This window comes from Corynebacterium marambiense (assembly GCF_016342275.1).
In the GTDB taxonomy this organism is placed as follows: Bacteria; Actinomycetota; Actinomycetes; order Mycobacteriales; family Mycobacteriaceae; genus Corynebacterium; species Corynebacterium marambiense.
Window position 1 is genome coordinate 38,224 of sequence record NZ_JAEIOT010000008.1, and the last position, 19,830, is coordinate 58,053.

Genomic DNA, 19,830 nt, shown 5'->3' on the forward strand with positions numbered 1-19,830 from the left:
ATTCACCGGAACCCGTGGACACTCCCATCCTAGCCTTGGCGGTGCACCGCTCCGGCGGGGTGCACTAGGATCAGGCCCGCAACAGAAACGACCGGCGGCACGGGCACCGGGGCCGGACGATGCTCGGAAAGGGATGACATGGCGCGCACGGACTGGTGGTGGGTGATCTCCGCCGTCCTGGTGATGGCGACCGCAGGGGGAGTGACCACGGTCGCCGCACTTCGGGCGGAGGCCGACCGGGCGCTCACCCACGGGGCACCTCTCACTGTCTCCCGGCCCACCGAGGCGATCACCCCGGCGCCGACCGATGGCCAGCCTGACGGTGACGACCCGGACACGGTGGAGCTGGTGGCCCGACTCGACGGATTCGCCGCAGATCCCCGGCTGGGCCACCTCGTCGGCTCCGTCACGGATGCCACGACGGGCGAGGTGATCTGGACCCGTGATGCGGGAGCGGAGGTGCGCCCGGCATCCACAGTGAAGGTCCTGACCGCCGCCGCAGCCCTGCTGACGTTCGGACCGGAACAGACGATCACGACCTCCGTCGTCGAGGGCCCCGAACCGGGTACCGCCGTCCTCGTCGGTGCGGGGGACGTCGATCTGGGGGCGGAGCAGCTGGACGAACTCGCCGCGGATATTCGGACGCACCTGCCGGGAGAAGACCCGGTCGACGTCTTCGTGGACACGACCAGATGGTCCGCGGACAACTTCGCCCCGGGCTGGTACCGGGACGATATCGCCGCCGGCTACATCACCCCCATGGATCCGGTGATGATGAACCGGGGGCTCGTCGACGCCGCGAACGCCCATGGGCCGCGCAGCGCCGAACCGGCCATCGACGTCTCTCGGGCGCTGGGGGAGCGGCTGGGTGCCCGGCGCTTCGGGTACACCACCGCTCCCACCGACAGCCGGATCCTCGCCTCGGTCACCTCGGCACCGTTAGCCGACCGCCTGGGTCTGATGATGCGGATGAGCGACAACGTCGCCGCCGAGGCACTCGGCCGGGAACTGGCGCTCACCAGGGGGCTGCCCGCGGACGCCGCGGGAGCCGGGCGCGCGGTGCTCGACATCCTGCAGGAGCACGGGATCACTGTCTCCGCCGCCCGGCTCGACGATACCTCGGGACTGTCCGGGGAAGACCGGGTGTCGACGGGACTTCTCGACGCCGTGCTCACCGCGGCGGCGCGGGGAACGGAGCTCCGGCCGCTGCTGGACACCCTCCCAGTCGCAGCGGCGACCGGTACATTGAGCAACCGTTTCGACAACCGCGCCGGGCGTGGTTGGGTGCGGGCCAAGACCGGGACGCTGACCGATACGTCGGCGCTCGCCGGTACGGTGACCTCCGACAATGGTCGGGTCTACACCTTCGCGTTCATCTCCAACGGCTCCGAGATCCTGCCGGCCAGGGACGCCCTCGACGGGCTGGCTTCCGCGCTACGGGCCGGGTGATCTGGAGGTGCCCGCACGGATCGGGGAGATTACGCTGCCCCGTACCTGCCCCCACTTCCTCGCCTTGCGGCTCGCCGTGCGCCGGGCTGTCCCTGCCGAGCGTCCCGTGGTGGTCGGGGTCTCGGGGGGCCCCGATTCCCTGATGCTCGCCGCCGCCGCCCTGGCAGAGGGGGCGTCCGTGCACGCTGCCTGTGTCGACCACGGACTGCAGCTCGGCAGTGGGGAACGGGCGCGGACGGCGGCCGACCAGGTTCGCGCGATGGGAGGATCCGCCGAGGTCATTGCCGTTGATCCGGCCGTCCATCCGGGTGGGACGGAGGCAGCCGCCCGCGTCGCCAGGTACGCGGCCCTCGGGGCGGTTGCCACGCGGCTCGACACTGCCGTGTGGGTCGGGCACACCCTCGACGACCGTGCCGAGACCATGCTGCTCGGCGCGCTCCGCGGCCTCACCGGGGGACTCGCCGAGGTGGGGGTCGTCCCCGGAACCGCGGGCACAGATGACCCCGTTCCACTCATCCGTCCGTTCCTCCGGATCCGGCGCGCGGACACCGTCGGCGCCGCGCGGGAACTCGGCCTCACGCCGTGGCACGACCCGCACAACACCGACACCGCGTTCCGCCGCGTGGCGCTCCGGGCCCGGATCCTCCCGGCTCTCTCCGAGATTATCGGGGGAGACGCCGCACCCGCGCTCGCGGAGGCATCCGTCAAGGCGACGGAGGATTCCGACTTGCTCGACGCCCTCGCCGATGCGGCCCTGAGCAGACACCGTGGCGGTACGGACAACACAGCGACGGCGGGCTTGTCCGTGACCGTGGCGGAGGAACATCCTGCGGTGCGGCGAAGGGTCATCGCCCTGTTTCTCCGGGCGAACGGGGCGGCGGTCACCGCGCGTGCTTGCGAGGGCGTCGACCGGCTCCTAACCGACTGGCATGGGCAGGGACCGGTCGCGGTGGGTGGAACCACCGATGGGCGCAGGTTGGTTGTGACGCGCCGGGGTGGCATTCTGACTGTGGGGGCGCGTTGAAAACAGCCCGCGACCGGGCTCACCGTGCCGCGAGCGAACGACGATGAAGGGTCGACACACACCATGCATGAACAGAAGAACAACCCTGTCCCCGATGGGCCTTACGGAACCGACGTGGAGAAGGTCCTCGTCACCGAGGAGGACCTCCAACGCCGGGTGGCTGAAATGGCGGCGAAGGTCTCCGCCGAACACGCCGACGACGAGCAGGATCTCATCCTCATCGGTGTACTCAAGGGCGCCGTCTTCTTCATGACCGACTTCGCCCGGGCGCTCACCATCCCCTCCCAGATGGAGTTCATGGCGGTCTCTTCCTACGGCAACGCGAGCTCATCATCCGGAGTGGTGCGGATTATGAAGGATCTCGACCGGAATATCGACGGCCGCAACGTCCTCATCGTGGAGGACATCATCGACTCCGGGCTCACGCTCTCCTGGCTGATCAAGAATCTGAAGAGCCGTGGGCCGAAGACCCTTGAGGTCATCTCCCTGCTCCGCAAGCCGGAGGCCGTCCGGGCGAAGGTCGACTTCTCCGACATCGGTTTCGACATCCCCAATGAGTTTGTCGTCGGCTACGGCCTCGATTATGCCGAGCGCTACCGTGACCTGCCCTATGTCGGCAGCCTGCACCCGAGCGTCTACGCAGATTGACCGCACCTGGCGGCTTCCCGGCACCGCACGGGTACCCTGTGTGTGAGCTGCGCCGGGGATAACTCTCTGGCGCCCCGTCCACCGGCACGCTATCCGTGCCCCGCAACGACTTGAAAAGAAAGGGCCCGGCGACCGCGCCCCGACGACACGACACAGCAGTCGGGACCGTCCGCCGGCTTGGCTTGTGAATGGATAACAAGAAACTGCTGAGGATTGGCGCGATCGCCGCCGTCATCCTCGTCGCCCTGTACGTGATGACCGTGCTCACCGACGACACCCGCGGCTACCGCAAAGTGGACACCTCCGTCGCGTTGACGCAGCTGGATGAACACAACGTCGCCGAGGCTCAGATCGATGACCGTGAGCAGCAGATCCGGCTGAAACTCAAAGAGGACATCACCGTCGAGGAACGGGACGGCATCAGCGAGATCATCGCCGAGTATCCGGCCCGAACCACCCCGGTGATCTTCGACAAGGTGCAGGCTGCCGATGCGGAGAAGTACACCACCAAGGTCACCCGCGAGAGCTTCCTCGGCTCGATGCTCAGCGTCATGCTGCCGATGCTCATCGTCTTCGGCCTACTGATCTTCTTCTTCTCCCGCATGCAGGGCGGCGGGATGGGCATGCTCGGCATCGGCGGGTCCCGGGCCAAGCAACTCACCAAGGACATGCCCACCAACACATTCGAGGACGTCGCTGGCGCCGACGAGGCCGTCGACGAACTCCACGAGATCAAGGACTTCCTCCAGGACCCCTCCCGCTACGAGGCACTGGGTGCGAAGATCCCGCGTGGCGTTCTCCTCTATGGCCCGCCCGGAACCGGTAAGACGCTGCTCGCCCGTGCTGTCGCCGGTGAGGCAGGTGTGCCGTTCTACTCGATCTCCGGCTCCGATTTCGTCGAGATGTTCGTCGGTGTCGGTGCCTCCCGCGTCCGTGACCTGTTCAAGCAGGCCCGGGAGAACAGCCCCTGCATCATCTTCGTCGACGAGATCGACGCCGTCGGACGGCAGCGTGGCTCCGGCATGGGCGGCGGTCACGACGAACGGGAACAGACACTCAACCAGCTGCTCGTCGAGATGGACGGTTTCGGCGACCGCGAGGGTGTCATCCTCATCGCCGCCACCAACCGCCCCGACATCCTCGACCCCGCGCTCCTGCGCCCCGGTCGCTTCGACCGTCAGATCCCGGTCACTAATCCCGATCTCAAGGGTCGCGAGATGATCCTCAAGGTCCACGCCAAGGGCAAGCCCCTGGCCCCGGACGCCGACCTGAACTCCCTCGCTAAACGCACCGCAGGCATGTCCGGTGCCGATCTGGCGAACGTCCTCAACGAGGCGGCGCTGCTGACCGCCCGCATCGGCGGCAACGTCATCACCGCGGACGCCCTGGAGGAGGCCACCGACCGCGTCGTCGGCGGCCCGCGCCGCTCCAGCAAGATCATCTCCGAGCACGAGAAGAAGGTCACCGCCTACCACGAGGGCGGCCATACGCTCGCCGCCTGGGCGATGAAGGACATCGAACGCGTCTACAAGGTCACCATCCTCGCCCGTGGCCGCACCGGCGGCCACGCCATGACCGCAGCCGAGGACGACAAGGGCATGTACAACCGCTCCGAGCTGTTCGCCCGCCTGGTGTTCTCCATGGGCGGCCGCGCCGCCGAGGAACTCGTCTTCGGACAGCCCACCACCGGCGCATCCTCCGACATCGAGCAGGCCACCAAGATCGCCCGCGCGATGCTCACCGAGTACGGCATGTCCCCGGAGCTCGGCACCGTCAAATACGGCGAGGAACAAGGTGACCCCTTCTCCGGGCGGGGCGTCGGCGGCAGTCTCGACTATTCGCCGACCGTGGCCGCCACGATCGACGAGCAGACCCGGTACCTGCTGGACAAGGCACACCGCGAGGCGTACGGCATCCTGCGGGACAACCGGGAGACCCTCGACCGGCTCGCCGCGAAGCTCCTGGAGAAAGAGACCCTGCGCCGTCCGGACCTGGAGGCACTGTTCACCGACATCACCCCGCGGGAACCACTGGAGGTATTCCGTGGCGAGGACACCGACTTCCCGCGCCAGTTCGGCCATGAACCGGTGAAGACCCCCACGGAACTCGCCATCGAACGCGGCGAGGAACCCCCGAAGAGATTCTCCCTCCTGGAGGCTTCGAAGGCGGCACGCGCCCGCCGAGAGAAGCAGCTCGCCGCACTCGGCGGCCCCGCCCCGGTGCAGAACTCCCACGGTGACCCCGCGCCCGGAGGACACGCCGCAGAGCAGGATCGGGAAGCCCGCCCGGAGCCGCAGGCGAACACCGGCTTCGGCTACGGCGACGCCACCGGATCTCACGCGGTCGATCCTGTCCGGGATGCCAGCGACGACGATTCCACCCGCATCGGGAAGCACGCCCTGCCGTCCACGGATGGCCGCGCGGGGGACACCGGTTCCACCACCCCGACCTACGGTGGCACTCCACCGCCGCCCGGCTGGTCGGCTCCGGGGTGGCCCCCGCGTGACGCATCGCGGCTCAACCCGTACGCACCTGGTACAGGCCAGGAGACGGCGGAACGCCGCGCACCCGGCCAACACCCGGGGATGGCCTCCTACGGTCCCGGTGAACCGGAGACCGGGGTGGAGGGACTGCAGACCTACTCCGCTCCGGGGGGCGACGGCGAACTGATCGGTTTCCGTCTGCCCGACCATGAACAACCCGAGCACGCTCCGGGACAGGGGGACCACAGTGACGAGGACGTCTCCGAGGCTCCGTCATCGAGTCCAACCGACGTGATCGGTTTCGGGGAGACCACCACCGAACCACCCCGGGAGGATGACGATGAGCGACGGGATTGATCTGGAACGCGCCGCCGCGGCGGTCAGGGAACTGCTCATCGCCGTGGGAGAGGATCCGGATCGGGAGGGACTGCGGGAGACCCCCGACCGGGTCGCCCGCGCCTACGCCGAAGTGTTCGCGGGACTGCATTCGGACCCGTCCGAGGTGCTTGCCAAGACCTTCAACGAGGATCATCAGGAACTCGTTCTCGTCCGCGACATACCCATCTACTCAACCTGCGAGCACCACCTCGTGCCATTCTTCGGAGTTGCGCACATCGGGTACATCCCCGGGAAGAACGGACAGGTCACCGGCCTGTCCAAACTCGCTCGCCTGGCGGATCTCTACGCCAAGCGTCCCCAGGTCCAGGAACGTCTCACCCGGCAGATCGCCGATTCCCTCGTTGCGCGGCTCAACCCGCAGGCCGTCATCGTCGTGATCGAGTGCGAACACCTGTGCATGGCCATGCGGGGAATCCGCAAGCCCGGGGCGACGACTATGACCTCCGCCGTCCGCGGTGGCTTCCAGCACAACGCCGCCTCCCGCGCCGAGGCGCTGAGCCTCATCCGGGCGAAGCAGTGAGCGGCGGGTCCGGGCCACGACCGGCCCGTCGGCTCCCGGACGGGCTCCCCGTCCGGGATCGGTGTCTGGTCATGGGCATCGTCAACGTCACGGAGGACTCCTTCTCCGACGGTGGCCGATACCTCGACCCCGAGGTGGCGGTTGCACACGCCCGCGAGCTTGTCGCGCTTGGAGCGGACATCATCGACGTCGGTGGGGAATCGACTCGGCCCGGCGCCGTGCGGGTCGACCCGGAGGTGGAACTGCGCCGGACCGCCCCGGTGATCCGGGCACTCGCCGCGGAGGGGATCCCGACGTCAGTCGACACGATGCGGGCCAGCGTCGCCGCAGCCGCCGTGGAGGCCGGTGTCTCCCTCATCAACGACGTCTCCGGCGGTCACGCCGATCCGGACATGTTCGGGGTCATGGCGCAGTCCGGGCTCCCGGTCTGCCTCATGCACTGGAAGACGGTCCGATTTGGGGATGCCTCGGGAGCCGCGCACACCGACGGCGACGTCGTCGCCGACGTGCGGCGCAGGCTCGGGAGCCTCGCGGGGGAGGCACAGGCTGCGGGGATCGCCCCACACAACATCATCATCGATCCCGGGCTCGGCTTCGCCAAGACACCGGCGGACAACTGGGCGCTGCTCGGGGCACTTCCGGACTTCACCGCGGGGCCTTACCCTGTTCTCGTGGGCGCGTCCCGGAAACGGTTCCTCGCCGCGGTTCGGAGCGACCGTGGATTGGCGGGGTCCGCGGACCCCGCGACAGCGGCGGTCACCACGCTCTCCGCGCACCACGGCGCGTGGGCCGTCCGAGTCCACGACGTCGCGGTCTCCCGCGACGCGGTGGATGTCGCCGCAGCCTGGCGGATGGGCGGCTCGGGACATGAGTGAACAGCAACTGGAAGGACGGGAATCTCCCCAACATGGCTGACAGAATCGAACTCAGGGGACTGAAGGTACACGGGCGGCACGGTGTGCTGTCCGCGGAACGCGCTGCAGGGCAGGAATTCATCGTCGACCTGACCTGCTGGCTGGACTTCACCGCCGCCGCGGCGGGCGACGACTTGGACCGCACCGTCGACTACTCCGAGCTCGCGCAGCTCGCGCACAAGATCGTCGCGGGCAGCCCCCGAGACCTCATCGAGACCGTCGCCGCCGAGATCGCCGACACGGCGATGGGAACCTTCACGCAGCTCTACGCCATCGAGGTGACGGTGCACAAGCCACACGCACCGATCCCGCTCGACTTCGACGACGTGGCCGTCGTGGCGCGGCGTTCTCGTGGCGGCCGGGGGCAGGGGCAGCCCTGATGCGCGCGGTCCTGTCAGTGGGAGCCAACCTCCACGAGGCGGCCCGCGCCGTGGACGGCGTCTTGCGCCACTTCGCCCCGGAGACGGTCTCCGCCTCGCCGGTGTACGACACCGCGCCCTGGGGGGTGACGGATCAGCCCGATTTCGCCAACGCGGTCGTCATCATCGACACCACCGATGCGCCCGGGGAACTGCTCGACCGCTGTCAGGCGCTCGAGAACGCCGCCGGCCGGGTCCGCGAGCTCCGGTGGGGGCCCCGGACACTGGACGTCGACATCGTACAATGCGTCGCCGCAGACGGTTCCGAGATTCACAGTGACACCGAACGCCTCACACTGCCGCACCCGCACGCCCATGAGCGGGCGTTCGTCCTGGTGCCGTGGCTCGCCGCCGACCCCGGGGCAGTGCTCGCCGGGGTGCCTGTGGCAACGCTGGTCGACGGGTTGCCGTCCGCGGACGTCGCCGGGGTGCGGTTACCGGAGGAGCGGCGACCGTGAGAACGACCCCGATCCCCCTGCTGGTCGCGATGGCGTTGTTCTGTGCCGGGGCCTCCGCGATACTGACCTGGCGTTTCTACGCGAATTTCATTCCGATATCGGTGACCGCGTCGGTCACGCTGTGGCTCATGGCAGGACTGTGCGGGGTGTTGGCGTGGCGTGTCCGGGCCCATCTGGACAAGGGGCGGATCGGGCTCGACCGGAGCCAGCTCAACCCGATCACCGTCGCGCAGTGGCTCGTCATCGGGAAAGCCTCTGCCTGGACGGGGAGCGTCGTCGGGGGAGCGTATCTGGGGATGGCGACCTACGTCGTCCCCATGGCAGGCACGCTCACTGCCGCCGCGGATGATCTCCCCGGAGTGCTGGTCTCGGTCCTCGGCGGACTCACGATGGCCATCGCAGGGGTGATTCTCGAGCGGAGCTGTGAGGTACCGCCGCCGTCGGACGGTGAGCCCGCGGCCGTTGCGTGACCGAGGAGACTCCTCTCGCTGGGCGACACCGGGCCTGCGCGCCTGTGTGGCCGGAACCAGGTCGTTTAGTACATTGGTAGCCATGAGCGACGCCGACGAGAATGCGACAGCCTCCGGTACTGGTCCGGAACAAGGCGGGGAGCAGAACGACAACTGGCAGGCGACGCTGGTCGTTCTGGTTGTCCTCGCACTGATCGCCGTGGTGGTGATGCTGTTCACCGGCAGCGACGTCGCGTTGAAGATCGGGGTGGTCGCGGCGCTGTGGGCGGCGGTCCTCGGGATCATCCTCGTCGCCCGGTACCGCAGGCAGGTTGCCGCGGAACAGCGGGAACGGGAACTCGTGGAGCGCAGTCACGAAGAGGAGCTCCGCCGCGAATTTGCCGCGCATCGGGAGCAGGAGCGCATCCTCGAGCAGAGTTACCTCGAATCGCTGGATGAGTACCGGGATACCGCGCTCGCAGAGATTCGCGAACAGCTGGCGGCCATGCGGGCGCAGCTGGAGGAGCTCAGCGGTCAGACCTGGAGCTACGAACCCGCCGCTCTACAGGCTGAGGCCCGCCGGATCCAGGAGCTTCTCGCCGGGCCCGGCCGGGCTCCGACCGACGTGGACCGAAGCGTATTCGCCAGAGCGGATTCCGTGGATCCGGAAGGTCGGATCCACGCGGAAGACACTGGTGTACCCGGTGACCTCAACGGAAGTGATCCCCGGGACGTCCAGGATGTTGAGGAGGTGGTCCCGGTGGAGCCCACTCCGATCGCTACCTCGGACCGGCCCTCTGGACGGCGGACCGCTGACGACGCTGAACCGCTTTCACCGGAACCGGATGAGGGCGAGCGGGCGGAACGTCCTACCGCGTGGCTCGCGGATGCTGCGTCGGATAGCACCGACGGCGGCGCGGTGGTAGACAGCGGAGATGACGAGGACACCACAGGCGCATTCGCACCCGTGAGCACACCCTCCTGGTTGACCTCGCCGTCTGCGATGAAGCCAAACCCGTTGATCACCGGTGGAGACGTGCCCGGTGGCGGAGTCCCCACGGACGCCGGTTACTTGATCACCGGCGGTCCCCGGAGTGGGAAACTGGATCCCACGCCTGCCGTTACGGAGACGGAGGACTCTGCGCCGCACCACGCATCCGGGGAGGGAACCCCCAAGCACGGTGCGCACGAGGGCAACGGCTTCGACACCGGTGCGATGGCGGCTGTCCCCTGGGACGCGAGCGGACGCCCGGCGTCCCGGCGCGCAGCACACGCGACTGAGTCGACCGGTTCCCCGGAAATTCGTTCCGATGACACCCGGGACGTGGAGGTCCCGCGGCGCGGACGCCGTCGCCGTGATGAACGTGGCGGTGGGATCTCGGTCGCCGAACTGCTGGAGAACCTCCGCGAGAACGCGGACGACGATCAGTGACCGCGCCGCGGCTGCGGGTTGGGTTCTTCGGGACCGACGGGCCAGCTGCGGGGCTGGCCGAACGGTTGATCGGCGTCGGACACCGGGTCGTCGCGGTCGTGGATCCCCGGTGCTCCGACATCCGGTTCCGGTTTCCTGCGGTCGATGGTGCCGCCATGGAGATCAGCGCACTGCGGCGGTGCGACCTCGTTCTCATCGGCGTTAGCGATGAGGAACTTCGGGGTGCTGTGGCGGAGTTGGCGCCGTATGTGTCCCGGGGGCAGATGATTGCCCACCTGTGTGTGTCCGAGGGCGTCCGGCCTCTCGCGCCCCTCGCCGCTGACGTGGCGCTGGTGATGGCGCTCCACCCGTGCGTGTACCCGGTGGGTTCCCCGGACAAGGCAGGAGTCCTCCGCGACGCGGACGCCATGGAAGGCGTGCCGTGGCTCATCACCGCCGACCCCGGGCCGCCGGAGGGCGTCGCGGAGGTGCTCGTAGCGGAACTCGGCGGATGGCCCGTACCCGTCCCTGACAATGAACGGCCAGCATTCGCTGCCGGTCTGCAGCACGCCACGGAACACTTGATGACCGTCGTCGACGACGCCTGTTCCATGATTGATGCGGCGTACTTCCGCAGCGGTGGGCCGCAGGACGGAATCGGTCGTGCACTACTCCGCCAGACGTCCCGCAGGATGCTTGAAGTGGTACTCGCGGATCCGGAGCACAGCGTGCTTGGTCCGGTCTACCGTGCGGCCGCGGACACCGTCCGGTTGCAGCATGATCTGGGGATCCCGGACAGTGCTACGGCCCGGAGCTACCGCGACCTCGCCCGAAGGACCGCAGAATTGACCCCGTTCGGGGACATCGACATCGAACTGTGGGCCGATGGCCCCACCGGCGCGGATCCGGAACGGGAAGAATGATCGCATCACCCCCTCATGGGGTCACTCTTTGAGTGGATGGCGATTGTGCAGATCATCACAGGTATCTGAGCCTTATTGGAGTCATCTGGGGTTAGCATGCCTGGTGGTCCCGGTTTTCTGCTTCACCCACCGGGCGGGGGGCACGGTTGATTCTGTGTCGACTACGGGAAAAGAGGAATCTCAAATACCGATTTTGCCTAGGCTCGAGGAGTGCAACTGACCCGGTTTTCTGACCTAGCCCTCCGGACGCTCATGCGTCTCGGGGAGGCATCCGCAGTCGATGCCCCCCGTATGACCGTAGCTGACCTGGCTGAAGCCATCGAAGCTCCCGACACCCACGTCGCCAAGGTCGTGTCCAGGCTGGCGAAACTCGGCGTCGTCCGCAGTGTCCGCGGTCGGTCGGGCGGCGTCCTCCTCGTGGAGACCGCCCCGACGCTCAGCGTTGGCCTGCTGCTCCGCGAATTGGAACCGGCCACGCCCGTGATCGACTGCTCGGCGCCGTCCCCCTGCCCGTATCTGGAGGGAGACTGCCTGTTGCGGCACCGGCTCGCCGCCGCCACGGAGGCGTTCTACCGGAGCTTGGACGACCTCCGTGTCGCGGATCTCATCGCTGATGCTGTACGGCCCCGCGAGATTCCGGTTCCCCTGGGTCTACCGCACACACCCTGACACCCATCCACGCGGACGTCGATAGCCCGAGACCCCGCCGCAGACCATTCATAAAGGAGCGCCCAGCTCATGTTCGTGACCACCCAGCCCGACACCTCCCGCACGCTGTCCGAGAAAAACGCCGATATCGTCCGCGCGACCCTCCCCGTGATCGGTGCGCACATCAATGAGATCACCCCGATCTTCTACGACAAGATGTTCACCGCGCACCCGGAGCTGATCAGCGATCTGTTCAACCGGGGCAACCAGGCCGCAGGCGAGCAACCCAAGGCGCTCGCCGCGTCGATCGCCACCTTCGCCACCATGCTCGTCGATCCAGACGCCCCGGACCCGGTCGAGATGCTCGGCCGGATCGGTCACAAGCACGTCTCCCTCGGCGTAACCCGCGACCAGTACCAGATCGTCCACGACAACCTCTTCGCCGCCATCGTCGACGTCCTGGGCGACGCGATCACCCCGGAGATCGCCGGCGCCTGGGATGAGGTCTATTGGCTCATGGCCGATGTGCTGATCGATTTCGAGGAGGACCTCTACGCCTCCGACGACGTCGAGCCGGGGGAGGTGTTCCGCGAGGTCACCGTCACCGAGAAGTACGACCTCCCCGGCGACGTGACCGTCTACACCCTGAGTGGCGATCTCTCGGTCCCGCGTCCGGGCCAGTACACCTCGGTCGGGGTGAAGCTGGACGACGGCGCCCGCCAGCTGCGCCAGTACTCCATCATCGGCGGCGACGCCACGAAACTGACGATCGCGGTCCGCCGCGAGGGTGAGGTCTCCGGGTTCCTCCGCGACCGCGTCGACGTCGGCGACACCGTCCAGGCGACCCTTCCCGCCGGTGACCTCGTCCTCGACGACGCCGACAATCCGGTTGTCCTCGTGTCCTCCGGAATCGGATCCACCCCGATGACCGGCATGCTGCACCACCTCGCGACGACCGGTTCGTCCCGCCCGGTGACCGTCCTGCACGCGGACGTCGACGAGGAACACTTCGCGCAGCGCGAGCAGATGGCCGCGTACGTCGCCGAGATCCCCGGTGCCACGATGGAGGTCCGCTACCGCAGCAACGGCGAGCGGATCGACATCGCGGAACACCTGCCTGCCGGTGCGACCGTGTATCTGTGCGGCGGCAACGGTTTCCTGCAGGCACTGCGTGACCAGATCGCGGCCCTGCCCGCCGACCGTGCGCCGAAGGCCGTGCACTTCGAGCTGTTCTCCCCGAACGACTGGCTCATCAGCTAGCGACGCCCGGAGGATGATCGACGCCCACGTATCGACTACGCTGGCGGGATGTGACTGAAGCGAAGAAGAACCCCGCCGTGACCACGTCCGACGCCGATGATGTTCCGGAGCAGCTCCGCATCCGCCGTGAGAAGCGGACCCGCCTGCTCGACGGTGGCGTCGAGGCCTACCCCGTGGCGGTGAAGCGCAGTACGTCCATCGCGGACCTGCGGGATCGCTACCGGGTTCTCCCCGAGGACGCCGATGACGCCGCCGCCGCCGAGCGCGAGGACGGCGTGACCTACCTGGCCAAGGGCGAGGAGACCCGGGACATCGTCTCCATCGCCGGCCGTGTCATCTTCGTGCGCAACACCGGAAAGCTCTGCTTCGCCAGCATCCAGGACGGCGACGGCACCCAGGTGCAGGCTATGCTCTCGCTCGCGGAGGTTGGCGAGGAGGCACTGGCGGGCTGGAAGAGTGACGTCGACCTCGGTGATTTCGTCTCCGTCACGGGTCGTGTCATCTCCTCCCGCCGCGGGGAACTCTCCGTCATGGCGTCGGAGTGGCAGATGGCCTCGAAGTCGCTGCGCCCCCTGCCCGTCGCCCACAAGGAACTGAGCGAGGACACCCGTGTCCGGCACCGCTACACCGACCTGATCATGCGGCCCGCAGCCCGAGAAAACGCGATGACCCGCATCAAGGTCATGCGTGCACTGCGGCATTACCTGGAGGACGAGGGGTTCCTCGAAGTGGAGACCCCGATGCTCCAGACCCTTCACGGTGGTGCCGCGGCGCGCCCCTTCCAGACCCACTCCAACGCGCTTGATATCGATCTCTACCTGCGTATCGCGCCGGAGCTCTACCTCAAGCGTTGCGTCGTCGGCGGTATTGACCGCGTCTTCGAGGTGAACCGCAACTTCCGCAACGAGGGCGTCGACTCATCCCACAGCCCCGAGTTCGCCATGCTGGAGACCTACCAGGCGTGGGGCACCTACGACGACGGCGCGGAGACCATCAAGAATCTCATCCAGGCCGTCGCCACCGAGGTGTTCGGCTCCACGACGGTCACCCTCGCGGACGGCACCGAGTATGACCTCGGTGGGGAGACGTGGCAGACCCTCGAGATGTACCCCTCACTCAACGAGGCACTGGCCCGGAAGTTCCCCGGGCAGCCCGAGGTCACCGTGGATAGCACCGTTGAGGAGCTGAAGGCCATCGCGGAGGTGATCGGCCTGCCCGTCCCGCAGAACGCAGGCTGGGGCCACGGCAAGCTCGTCGAGGAGATCTGGGAGGTCCTCTGCGAGGATCAGCTCCACGGCCCCGTCTTCGTCCGGGACTTCCCCGTCGAGACCTCCCCGCTGACCCGCCAGCACCGTGACAAGCCCGGTGTCACCGAGAAGTGGGACCTCTACGTCCGCGGATTCGAGCTGGCCACTGGGTACTCCGAGCTCATCGACCCCGTCATCCAGCGGGAGCGTTTCGTCGACCAGGCCCGGCTGGCCGCCGACGGCGACGATGAGGCGATGGTCCTCGACGAGGACTTCCTCACCGCGATGGAGCAGGGCATGCCCCCGACCGCCGGCTGCGGCATGGGGATCGACCGGCTGCTCATGGCTCTGACCGGCCTCGGCATCCGGGAGACGATCCTGTTCCCGATGGTCAAGCCCGAGCCCAGGCAGTAGCATCCCGCTCCGATGAACGGCCCGGAACCTCCCACGGGAGCGTGTCGGGCTGTTCGCCGGTTTCCGGGATCAGTCCCGGTTCTCCGGTAGCTTGATGTACCGCGTCGGCCGCAGCCGCGAGAGTACGACCCGCTCGATCAGGCCAAGAACGAGCATGAATACGGTGAAGATCACGTAGATCATTGCGGTTGTGGTCACCGACCTCGCCAAACCGATCTCGGTGGCGTCCATGAAGTCGTAGGGGTAGTAGCCGCCGGTGACCTGCGCCCGCCAGAACGTCCACGCGGTCCAGATCGCCGGAATGATCAGCGCACCGAGTAGAGTCCGCAGCCGCACATCCGGCCGATGTCGCTGCGTCATGTGGAGCAGCCAGATCGCCGGGAGCAGGACCGGCATGATCCCGTGGATGATCGGTGTGGTGAAGGCCTGTGTCCCGGTATGCGGTGACCCGTCGGCGACCAGCAGGTGGTACACCAGCCCCGTCGCCATCAGCATGATCGTCGCGTCCAGCCGCAGCACCGCCCCCAGCCCGCCGCCGTCGCGGCCGCGGATGAACCAGAACGCGTAGGAGAGACCAGCTGCGGCGCCGAGGATGTTCGACCACAGTGTGAAATACGAGTAGTAGGCGAGGAGCTTCTCACCTGTGGACCCGAACGCGGGGAAATCGGTGAACGGGGTGGTGGCCACACCGATTCCACCGACGATCGCGGCACTCACACCGAGCACCGCCGCCACGAGGCCCAGAAACCGGATCACTGAAGATATCATTTTGAATACCTTACAATACACTGTGGTGGTCTGGGTCGAGCGGTCCCGGATATGCCTGGAATCGGCGCTTCCGGGCCGTGTTCGCTACCGGCGTACAGCGTTCCGACGCACCGGATAAATAGGCTCTCACCTGCGGCGTAGTGTGCCGTACATCTTGCTCTGTGTCACGTGGCGCGTACCATCGCCGGGCGCACGGAATGTCGGGGTCGGTGCGCAGGTTACAGTAGTGGCACTAACACCCAGCGATTCCAGGGGAGAGATATGTTCGAGAGGTTTACCGACCGCGCCCGCCGCGTCATCGTCCTGGCTCAGGAGGAGGCGCGGATGTTGAACCACAATTACATCGGCACCGAGCACATCCTTCTGGGACTGATCCACGAGGGTGAGGGGGTCGCCGCGAAGGCGCTCGAGTCCATGGGGATCTCGCTGGACGCCGTTCGCCAGGAGGTCGAGGAGATCATCGGGCACGGCACCCAGCCGCACACCGGTCACATCCCCTTCACTCCGCGGGCGAAGAAGGTTCTCGAGCTCTCCCTGCGTGAGGGGCTCCAGATGGGCCACAAGTACATCGGTACCGAGTTTCTGCTGCTCGGCCTCATCCGCGAGGGGGAGGGCGTGGCCGCGCAGGTGCTCGTCAAACTCGGCGCCGATCTGCCGCGGGTGCGCCAACAGGTCATCCAGCTGCTCTCCGGGTACGAAGGGAGCCAGGGGGACTCCCCAGAAGGTGGTTCCAGCGGCCCCGAAGCCGTCGGCGCGGGAGCCAATCCCGCAGGCCGCGCGGGTGGTCCCGCCGGCGACCGTTCGAACTCTCTGGTCCTCGACCAGTTCGGACGCAACCTGACCATCGCGGCGAAGGAGGGCAAGCTCGATCCGGTCGTCGGCCGGGAGAAGGAGATCGAGCGGATCATGCAGGTCCTCTCCCGCCGGACGAAGAACAACCCGGTCCTCATCGGCGAACCCGGTGTCGGCAAGACCGCCGTCGTTGAGGGCCTGGCACTGGACATCGTCAACGGCAAGGTCCCGGAGACACTGAAGGACAAGCAGGTCTATTCACTTGACCTCGGTTCCCTCGTCGCGGGCTCCCGCTACCGCGGTGACTTCGAGGAGCGCCTGAAGAAGGTCCTCAAGGAGATCAACCAGCGCGGCGATATCATCCTGTTCATCGACGAGATCCACACCCTCGTCGGCGCGGGTGCCGCGGAAGGCGCCATTGACGCGGCCAGCCTGCTCAAGCCGAAGCTGGCCCGCGGTGAGCTGCAGACCATCGGTGCGACCACGCTCGACGAGTACCGTAAGCACATCGAGAAGGACGCCGCCCTCGAGCGTCGTTTCCAGCCGGTTCAGGTTCCCGAGCCGAGTGTTGAGATGACGATCGAGATCCTCAAAGGCCTGCGTGATCGCTATGAGGCACACCACCGCGTCTCCATCACGGATGGGGCACTCGCCGCCGCGGCGAACCTCTCCGACCGCTACATCAACGACCGTTTCCTGCCGGACAAGGCCGTCGACCTCATCGACGAGGCCGGCGCCCGCATGCGCATCAAGCGGATGACCGCGCCCGAGGGGCTGCGTGAGATCGACGAGCGCATCAACGACGTCCGCAGGGAGAAGGAGGCGGCCATCGACGAGCAGGACTTCGAGAAGGCCGCCGGTCTGCGGGACAAGGAGCGCAAACTCGGTGAAGAGCGTGCGGAGAAGGAGAAGCAGTGGCGTTCCGGTGACCTCGAGGAGGTTGCCGAGGTTGGCGAGGAGCAGATCGCCGAGGTGCTGGGCAACTGGACCGGAATCCCCGTGTTCAAGCTCACCGAGGAAGAATCCTCTCGGCTGCTGCGGATGGAGGATGAACTGCACAAGCGGATCATCGGGCAGGACGATGCCGTGAAGGCCGTTTCCCGTGCCATCCGCCGCACCCGTGCTGGTCTGAAGGACCCGAAGCGGCCCAGCGGCTCGTTCATCTTTGCTGGCCCGTCAGGCGTCGGTAAGACGGAGCTGTCCAAGGCGCTGGCGAACTTCCTGTTCGGTGAGGATGATGCGCTCATCCAGATCGACATGGGTGAGTTCCATGACCGCTTCACCGCTTCGCGCCTGTTTGGTGCACCTCCCGGATACGTTGGCTACGAGGAGGGTGGCCAGCTCACCGAGAAGGTGCGCCGCAAGCCGTTCTCTGTGGTGCTCTTCGACGAGATTGAGAAGGCACACAAGGAGATCTACAACACCCTGCTCCAGGTCCTGGAGGAAGGTCGCCTCACCGACGGCCAGGGGCGCGTCGTGGACTTCAAGAACACGGTGCTGATCTTCACCTCCAACCTGGGCACCCAGGACATCTCCAAGGCTGTCGGCATGGGCTTCTCCGGAAGTGGCGCGATGGGTGTCGAGGGGCAGTACGAGCGGATGAAGCAGAAGGTCAACGACGAGCTGAAGAAGCACTTCCGCCCCGAGTTCCTCAACCGCATCGACGATGTCGTGGTGTTCCACCAGCTCACCGAGGAACAGATCGTCGAGATGGTCGATCTCATCGCGGCCCGCGTCACCAAGGCACTGCACGCCAAGGACATGGACCTCGAGCTCACCGACAAGGCGAAACGACTGCTGGCCAAGCGCGGTTTCGACCCGGTACTCGGTGCCCGCCCGCTGCGTCGCACGATCCAGCGGGAGATCGAGGACACCCTGTCCGAGAAGATCCTGTTCGGTGAACTCGGCGCCGGCGAGATCATCACCGTCGACGTCGAGAACTGGGATGGCGAATCCAAGGCCGCCGAGGCCACCTTCACGTTCACGCCGCGGCCGAAGCCGCTGCCGGAGGACGAGGGTTTCGGCGAAATCAGCGTCGAGGCGGCCGAAGCCATCAAGGACGTCTCCGACGCGGCCGACGGAGAGGTTCCCGAAGGTGATTCCGCCCGGGAGATCGAGTCGGAGAACGTCATCGAGTCCGCCGGGCACGTCGAGAACCCGGACCACCCGGACCAGAACAAGGGACGGCACTCCGCCCCCGACGATGACCACGGCGATACCGGGGCAGGCGGCGGGCAGGCGCCCGCGGGCACCGTCTAGCCACGGATGATGCACGATGAGGGGCCCGGGTCGGAGTTTTCAAATCTCCGACCCGGGCCCCTCATGTATATTCCACCGCCGAGGTCCGCGCGCGCACTCAGACCGGTTGGTGCGTCTGCACCACGAACCGCACCGGGACCTCGGGCATGTCGGGTAGGAGGGGCCACGAGTCGTTCTCGCCGACCAACGCCGGACAGGCCCGGAACGGGGCAGCAGCGAACTCCGCCAGCGCGTCGATCGCGAGTCCTCGGCGGATGGGCGCGGTGACGATCTCCCCGAGATCGTGGTGCGACGTAGACACCCGGATGTGGTCCACCTTCTCTGCGCCGCCGTAGGTGCTGTCGTTGTCCTCGGTGAACGGCTCGAACCGGTGGGAAAGGGGGATAGTGGACCTCGGGTCTCCCCGCGGCGCTGAGATCGGCATCGAGGCGCATGAGGTGGGGGAGATCACCCTCAGCGGCAGGCGCCCACCCGGCCGGAACGGCGCCGCCACGACCTCCGCCCAGCGGTCGAGGTTCGTCAATCGGCACAGTGCACTGGTGCCGGCGTAGACGGGATCGAAGCGACCGTCAGAGGTAGTCTCCGCGAAGGTAGCCGGTGCATCGTGGACACTACTAGCCGCGACAAAGGCCGCCTGGCCAGCGAGGTCGCATCTCCGACCGAGCTCCCGAGAGACGCACACAGACTCCGGTGTGAGATCGAGGTCGGCGACGGACCGCGCCCGGAGGCATGCCAGGGACCGTGTGCAGGTGCGGATGTGGCACGGCAGGTTTACCGGCTCCCCGCCGGAGAGGTCGCTGAGCCGGTCCCGGTCATCCGAGATGACCCGGCTGGTGAACTCGCTGTCCGACCCGTGCCCGGGAATCCCGGTTGGCCCGGTTTTCTGGAGAAACACCCGGAGACGGCAGCACCGTCGGATCGGGAGAGGTGGGTTGCGGATTGATGTTCGGCATGCGGTGAGACTACCGGGCCACAGCACCGGTGGGAGGCCCAGTCGGAGGGCCCCGGCGAGACGGTCGTAGAATCGGGTGATGCGGTGCCCGTTCCGGTATTCAGACACGGACGGACCCGGAGGTGTCCGGGCATGTCCGTACGGGCATTACCGCCGACCGAGGAACCAGGAGTAATAGTGGGACTGAATGATCGTCGACGTAAATCACTCGGCAAGGGCACATGGCTCAATCTCTCGGGATCGGGGGCCTCTGTCTCCAAGCGCTTCGGCCCCCTCACCGTCAACTCGCGTGGCCGGATTTCGCTCCGACTTCCCGGTGGCCTCAACTGGCGTGGCCGCTGGCGCTGAGCCATCCCGGCAACGGGACGACCCACGAAATCCCCGGCGACGTGT

General features: G+C 67.2%; 18 protein-coding genes. 16 read left to right on the forward strand and 2 right to left on the reverse strand.

Features of this window, described 5'->3' with window-relative positions:
* Positions 1–138: 138 nt before the first annotated feature.
* From dacB to lysS, 14 genes are all read left to right on the forward strand, one after another.
* On the forward strand, positions 139–1,449 hold the full coding sequence (gene dacB / locus JDV76_RS08705; RefSeq protein ID WP_198736513.1) for a D-alanyl-D-alanine carboxypeptidase/D-alanyl-D-alanine endopeptidase: 1,311 nt from the start codon (positions 139–141) through the stop codon (positions 1,447–1,449).
* A gap of 7 nt (positions 1,450–1,456) precedes the next feature.
* The gene (gene tilS, locus JDV76_RS08710; RefSeq protein ID WP_198736514.1) at positions 1,457–2,473 is read left to right on the forward strand and encodes a tRNA lysidine(34) synthetase TilS; all 1,017 of its coding nucleotides are present in this window, start codon (positions 1,457–1,459) and stop codon (positions 2,471–2,473) included.
* A 63-nt stretch (positions 2,474–2,536) separates the two neighbouring features.
* A complete protein-coding gene (gene hpt / locus JDV76_RS08715; RefSeq protein WP_198736515.1) occupies positions 2,537–3,121 on the forward strand; it encodes a hypoxanthine phosphoribosyltransferase in 585 nt (194 codons plus the stop codon).
* Between the two features lie 188 nt (positions 3,122–3,309).
* Positions 3,310–5,961: an ATP-dependent zinc metalloprotease FtsH gene (ftsH, locus tag JDV76_RS08720; RefSeq protein WP_198736516.1), complete on the forward strand. Its 2,652-nt coding sequence runs from the start codon at positions 3,310–3,312 to the stop codon at positions 5,959–5,961.
* The gene (folE, locus tag JDV76_RS08725; protein WP_198736517.1) at positions 5,945–6,523 is read left to right on the forward strand and encodes a GTP cyclohydrolase I FolE; all 579 of its coding nucleotides are present in this window, start codon (positions 5,945–5,947) and stop codon (positions 6,521–6,523) included. Before ftsH ends, folE begins: the two co-directional genes overlap by 17 nt.
* 71 nt (positions 6,524–6,594) lie before the next feature.
* The gene (gene folP, locus JDV76_RS08730; RefSeq protein WP_198736518.1) at positions 6,595–7,398 is read left to right on the forward strand and encodes a dihydropteroate synthase; all 804 of its coding nucleotides are present in this window, start codon (positions 6,595–6,597) and stop codon (positions 7,396–7,398) included.
* A 32-nt stretch (positions 7,399–7,430) separates the two neighbouring features.
* Positions 7,431–7,817: a dihydroneopterin aldolase gene (gene folB, locus JDV76_RS08735; protein ID WP_198736519.1), complete on the forward strand. Its 387-nt coding sequence runs from the start codon at positions 7,431–7,433 to the stop codon at positions 7,815–7,817.
* A complete protein-coding gene (folK, locus tag JDV76_RS08740) occupies positions 7,817–8,314 on the forward strand; it encodes a 2-amino-4-hydroxy-6-hydroxymethyldihydropteridine diphosphokinase (RefSeq protein WP_198736520.1) in 498 nt (165 codons plus the stop codon). Before folB ends, folK begins: the two co-directional genes overlap by 1 nt.
* Entirely contained in the window at positions 8,311–8,784 is a 474-nt protein-coding gene (locus JDV76_RS08745; protein WP_376993054.1) for a DUF3180 domain-containing protein, read from the forward strand. Before folK ends, JDV76_RS08745 begins: the two co-directional genes overlap by 4 nt.
* Positions 8,785–8,866: 82 nt before the next feature.
* On the forward strand, positions 8,867–10,195 hold the full coding sequence (locus JDV76_RS08750) for a DUF6779 domain-containing protein (protein ID WP_198736521.1): 1,329 nt from the start codon (positions 8,867–8,869) through the stop codon (positions 10,193–10,195).
* A complete protein-coding gene (locus tag JDV76_RS08755; RefSeq protein WP_198736522.1) occupies positions 10,192–11,097 on the forward strand; it encodes a DUF2520 domain-containing protein in 906 nt (301 codons plus the stop codon). Before JDV76_RS08750 ends, JDV76_RS08755 begins: the two co-directional genes overlap by 4 nt.
* A gap of 210 nt (positions 11,098–11,307) precedes the next feature.
* Positions 11,308–11,766 carry an RrF2 family transcriptional regulator gene (locus JDV76_RS08760; RefSeq protein ID WP_198736523.1) on the forward strand — a complete coding sequence of 153 codons (459 nt, stop codon included), beginning with the start codon at positions 11,308–11,310 and terminating at the stop codon, positions 11,764–11,766.
* 69 nt (positions 11,767–11,835) lie between these two features.
* Positions 11,836–13,005 carry a globin domain-containing protein gene (locus tag JDV76_RS08765; RefSeq protein WP_198736524.1) on the forward strand — a complete coding sequence of 390 codons (1,170 nt, stop codon included), beginning with the start codon at positions 11,836–11,838 and terminating at the stop codon, positions 13,003–13,005.
* Positions 13,006–13,055: 50 nt separating this feature from the next.
* A complete protein-coding gene (gene lysS, locus JDV76_RS08770) occupies positions 13,056–14,666 on the forward strand; it encodes a lysine--tRNA ligase (RefSeq protein ID WP_198736525.1) in 1,611 nt (536 codons plus the stop codon).
* Between the two features lie 69 nt (positions 14,667–14,735).
* Here lysS and JDV76_RS08775 read toward each other — a convergent pair whose 3' ends face one another.
* On the reverse strand, positions 14,736–15,434 hold the full coding sequence (locus tag JDV76_RS08775; protein ID WP_198736526.1) for a Pr6Pr family membrane protein: 699 nt from the start codon (positions 15,432–15,434) through the stop codon (positions 14,736–14,738).
* A gap of 261 nt (positions 15,435–15,695) precedes the next feature.
* Between JDV76_RS08775 and JDV76_RS08780 the strand changes: the two genes are divergently transcribed.
* Positions 15,696–18,485, forward strand: a complete 2,790-nt coding sequence (locus JDV76_RS08780) for an ATP-dependent Clp protease ATP-binding subunit (protein WP_198736527.1) — start codon at positions 15,696–15,698, stop codon at positions 18,483–18,485.
* Between the two features lie 97 nt (positions 18,486–18,582).
* On the opposite strand, the gene JDV76_RS08785 is transcribed toward JDV76_RS08780, so the two are convergent.
* A complete protein-coding gene (locus tag JDV76_RS08785) occupies positions 18,583–19,380 on the reverse strand; it encodes a hypothetical protein (protein ID WP_198736528.1) in 798 nt (265 codons plus the stop codon).
* A gap of 234 nt (positions 19,381–19,614) precedes the next feature.
* On the opposite strand from JDV76_RS08785, the gene JDV76_RS08790 reads away from it, so the two are divergent.
* Positions 19,615–19,785 (forward strand): DUF4236 domain-containing protein, encoded by a 171-nt coding sequence (locus JDV76_RS08790; RefSeq protein ID WP_198736529.1) that lies wholly within the window; start codon positions 19,615–19,617, stop codon positions 19,783–19,785.
* The last annotated feature ends 45 nt before the right edge of the window (positions 19,786–19,830 follow it).

Bases quoted from the DNA above. Each gene is read 5' to 3' on its own strand.
- dacB (WP_198736513.1), top strand. From the start codon at position 139: ATGGCGCGCACGGACTGGTGGTGGGTGATCTCCGCCGTCCTGGTGATG.
- hpt (WP_198736515.1), top strand. From the start codon at position 2,537: ATGCATGAACAGAAGAACAACCCTGTCCCCGATGGGCCTTACGGAACC.
- ftsH (WP_198736516.1), top strand. From the start codon at position 3,310: ATGGATAACAAGAAACTGCTGAGGATTGGCGCGATCGCCGCCGTCATC.
- folE (WP_198736517.1), top strand. From the start codon at position 5,945: ATGAGCGACGGGATTGATCTGGAACGCGCCGCCGCGGCGGTCAGGGAA.
- folP (WP_198736518.1), top strand. From the start codon at position 6,595: ATGGGCATCGTCAACGTCACGGAGGACTCCTTCTCCGACGGTGGCCGA.
- folB (WP_198736519.1), top strand. From the start codon at position 7,431: ATGGCTGACAGAATCGAACTCAGGGGACTGAAGGTACACGGGCGGCAC.
- folK (WP_198736520.1), top strand. From the start codon at position 7,817: ATGCGCGCGGTCCTGTCAGTGGGAGCCAACCTCCACGAGGCGGCCCGC.
- JDV76_RS08750 (WP_198736521.1), top strand. From the start codon at position 8,867: ATGAGCGACGCCGACGAGAATGCGACAGCCTCCGGTACTGGTCCGGAA.
- JDV76_RS08765 (WP_198736524.1), top strand. From the start codon at position 11,836: ATGTTCGTGACCACCCAGCCCGACACCTCCCGCACGCTGTCCGAGAAA.
- JDV76_RS08775 (WP_198736526.1), bottom strand. From the start codon at position 15,434: ATGATATCTTCAGTGATCCGGTTTCTGGGCCTCGTGGCGGCGGTGCTC.
- JDV76_RS08780 (WP_198736527.1), top strand. From the start codon at position 15,696: ATGTTCGAGAGGTTTACCGACCGCGCCCGCCGCGTCATCGTCCTGGCT.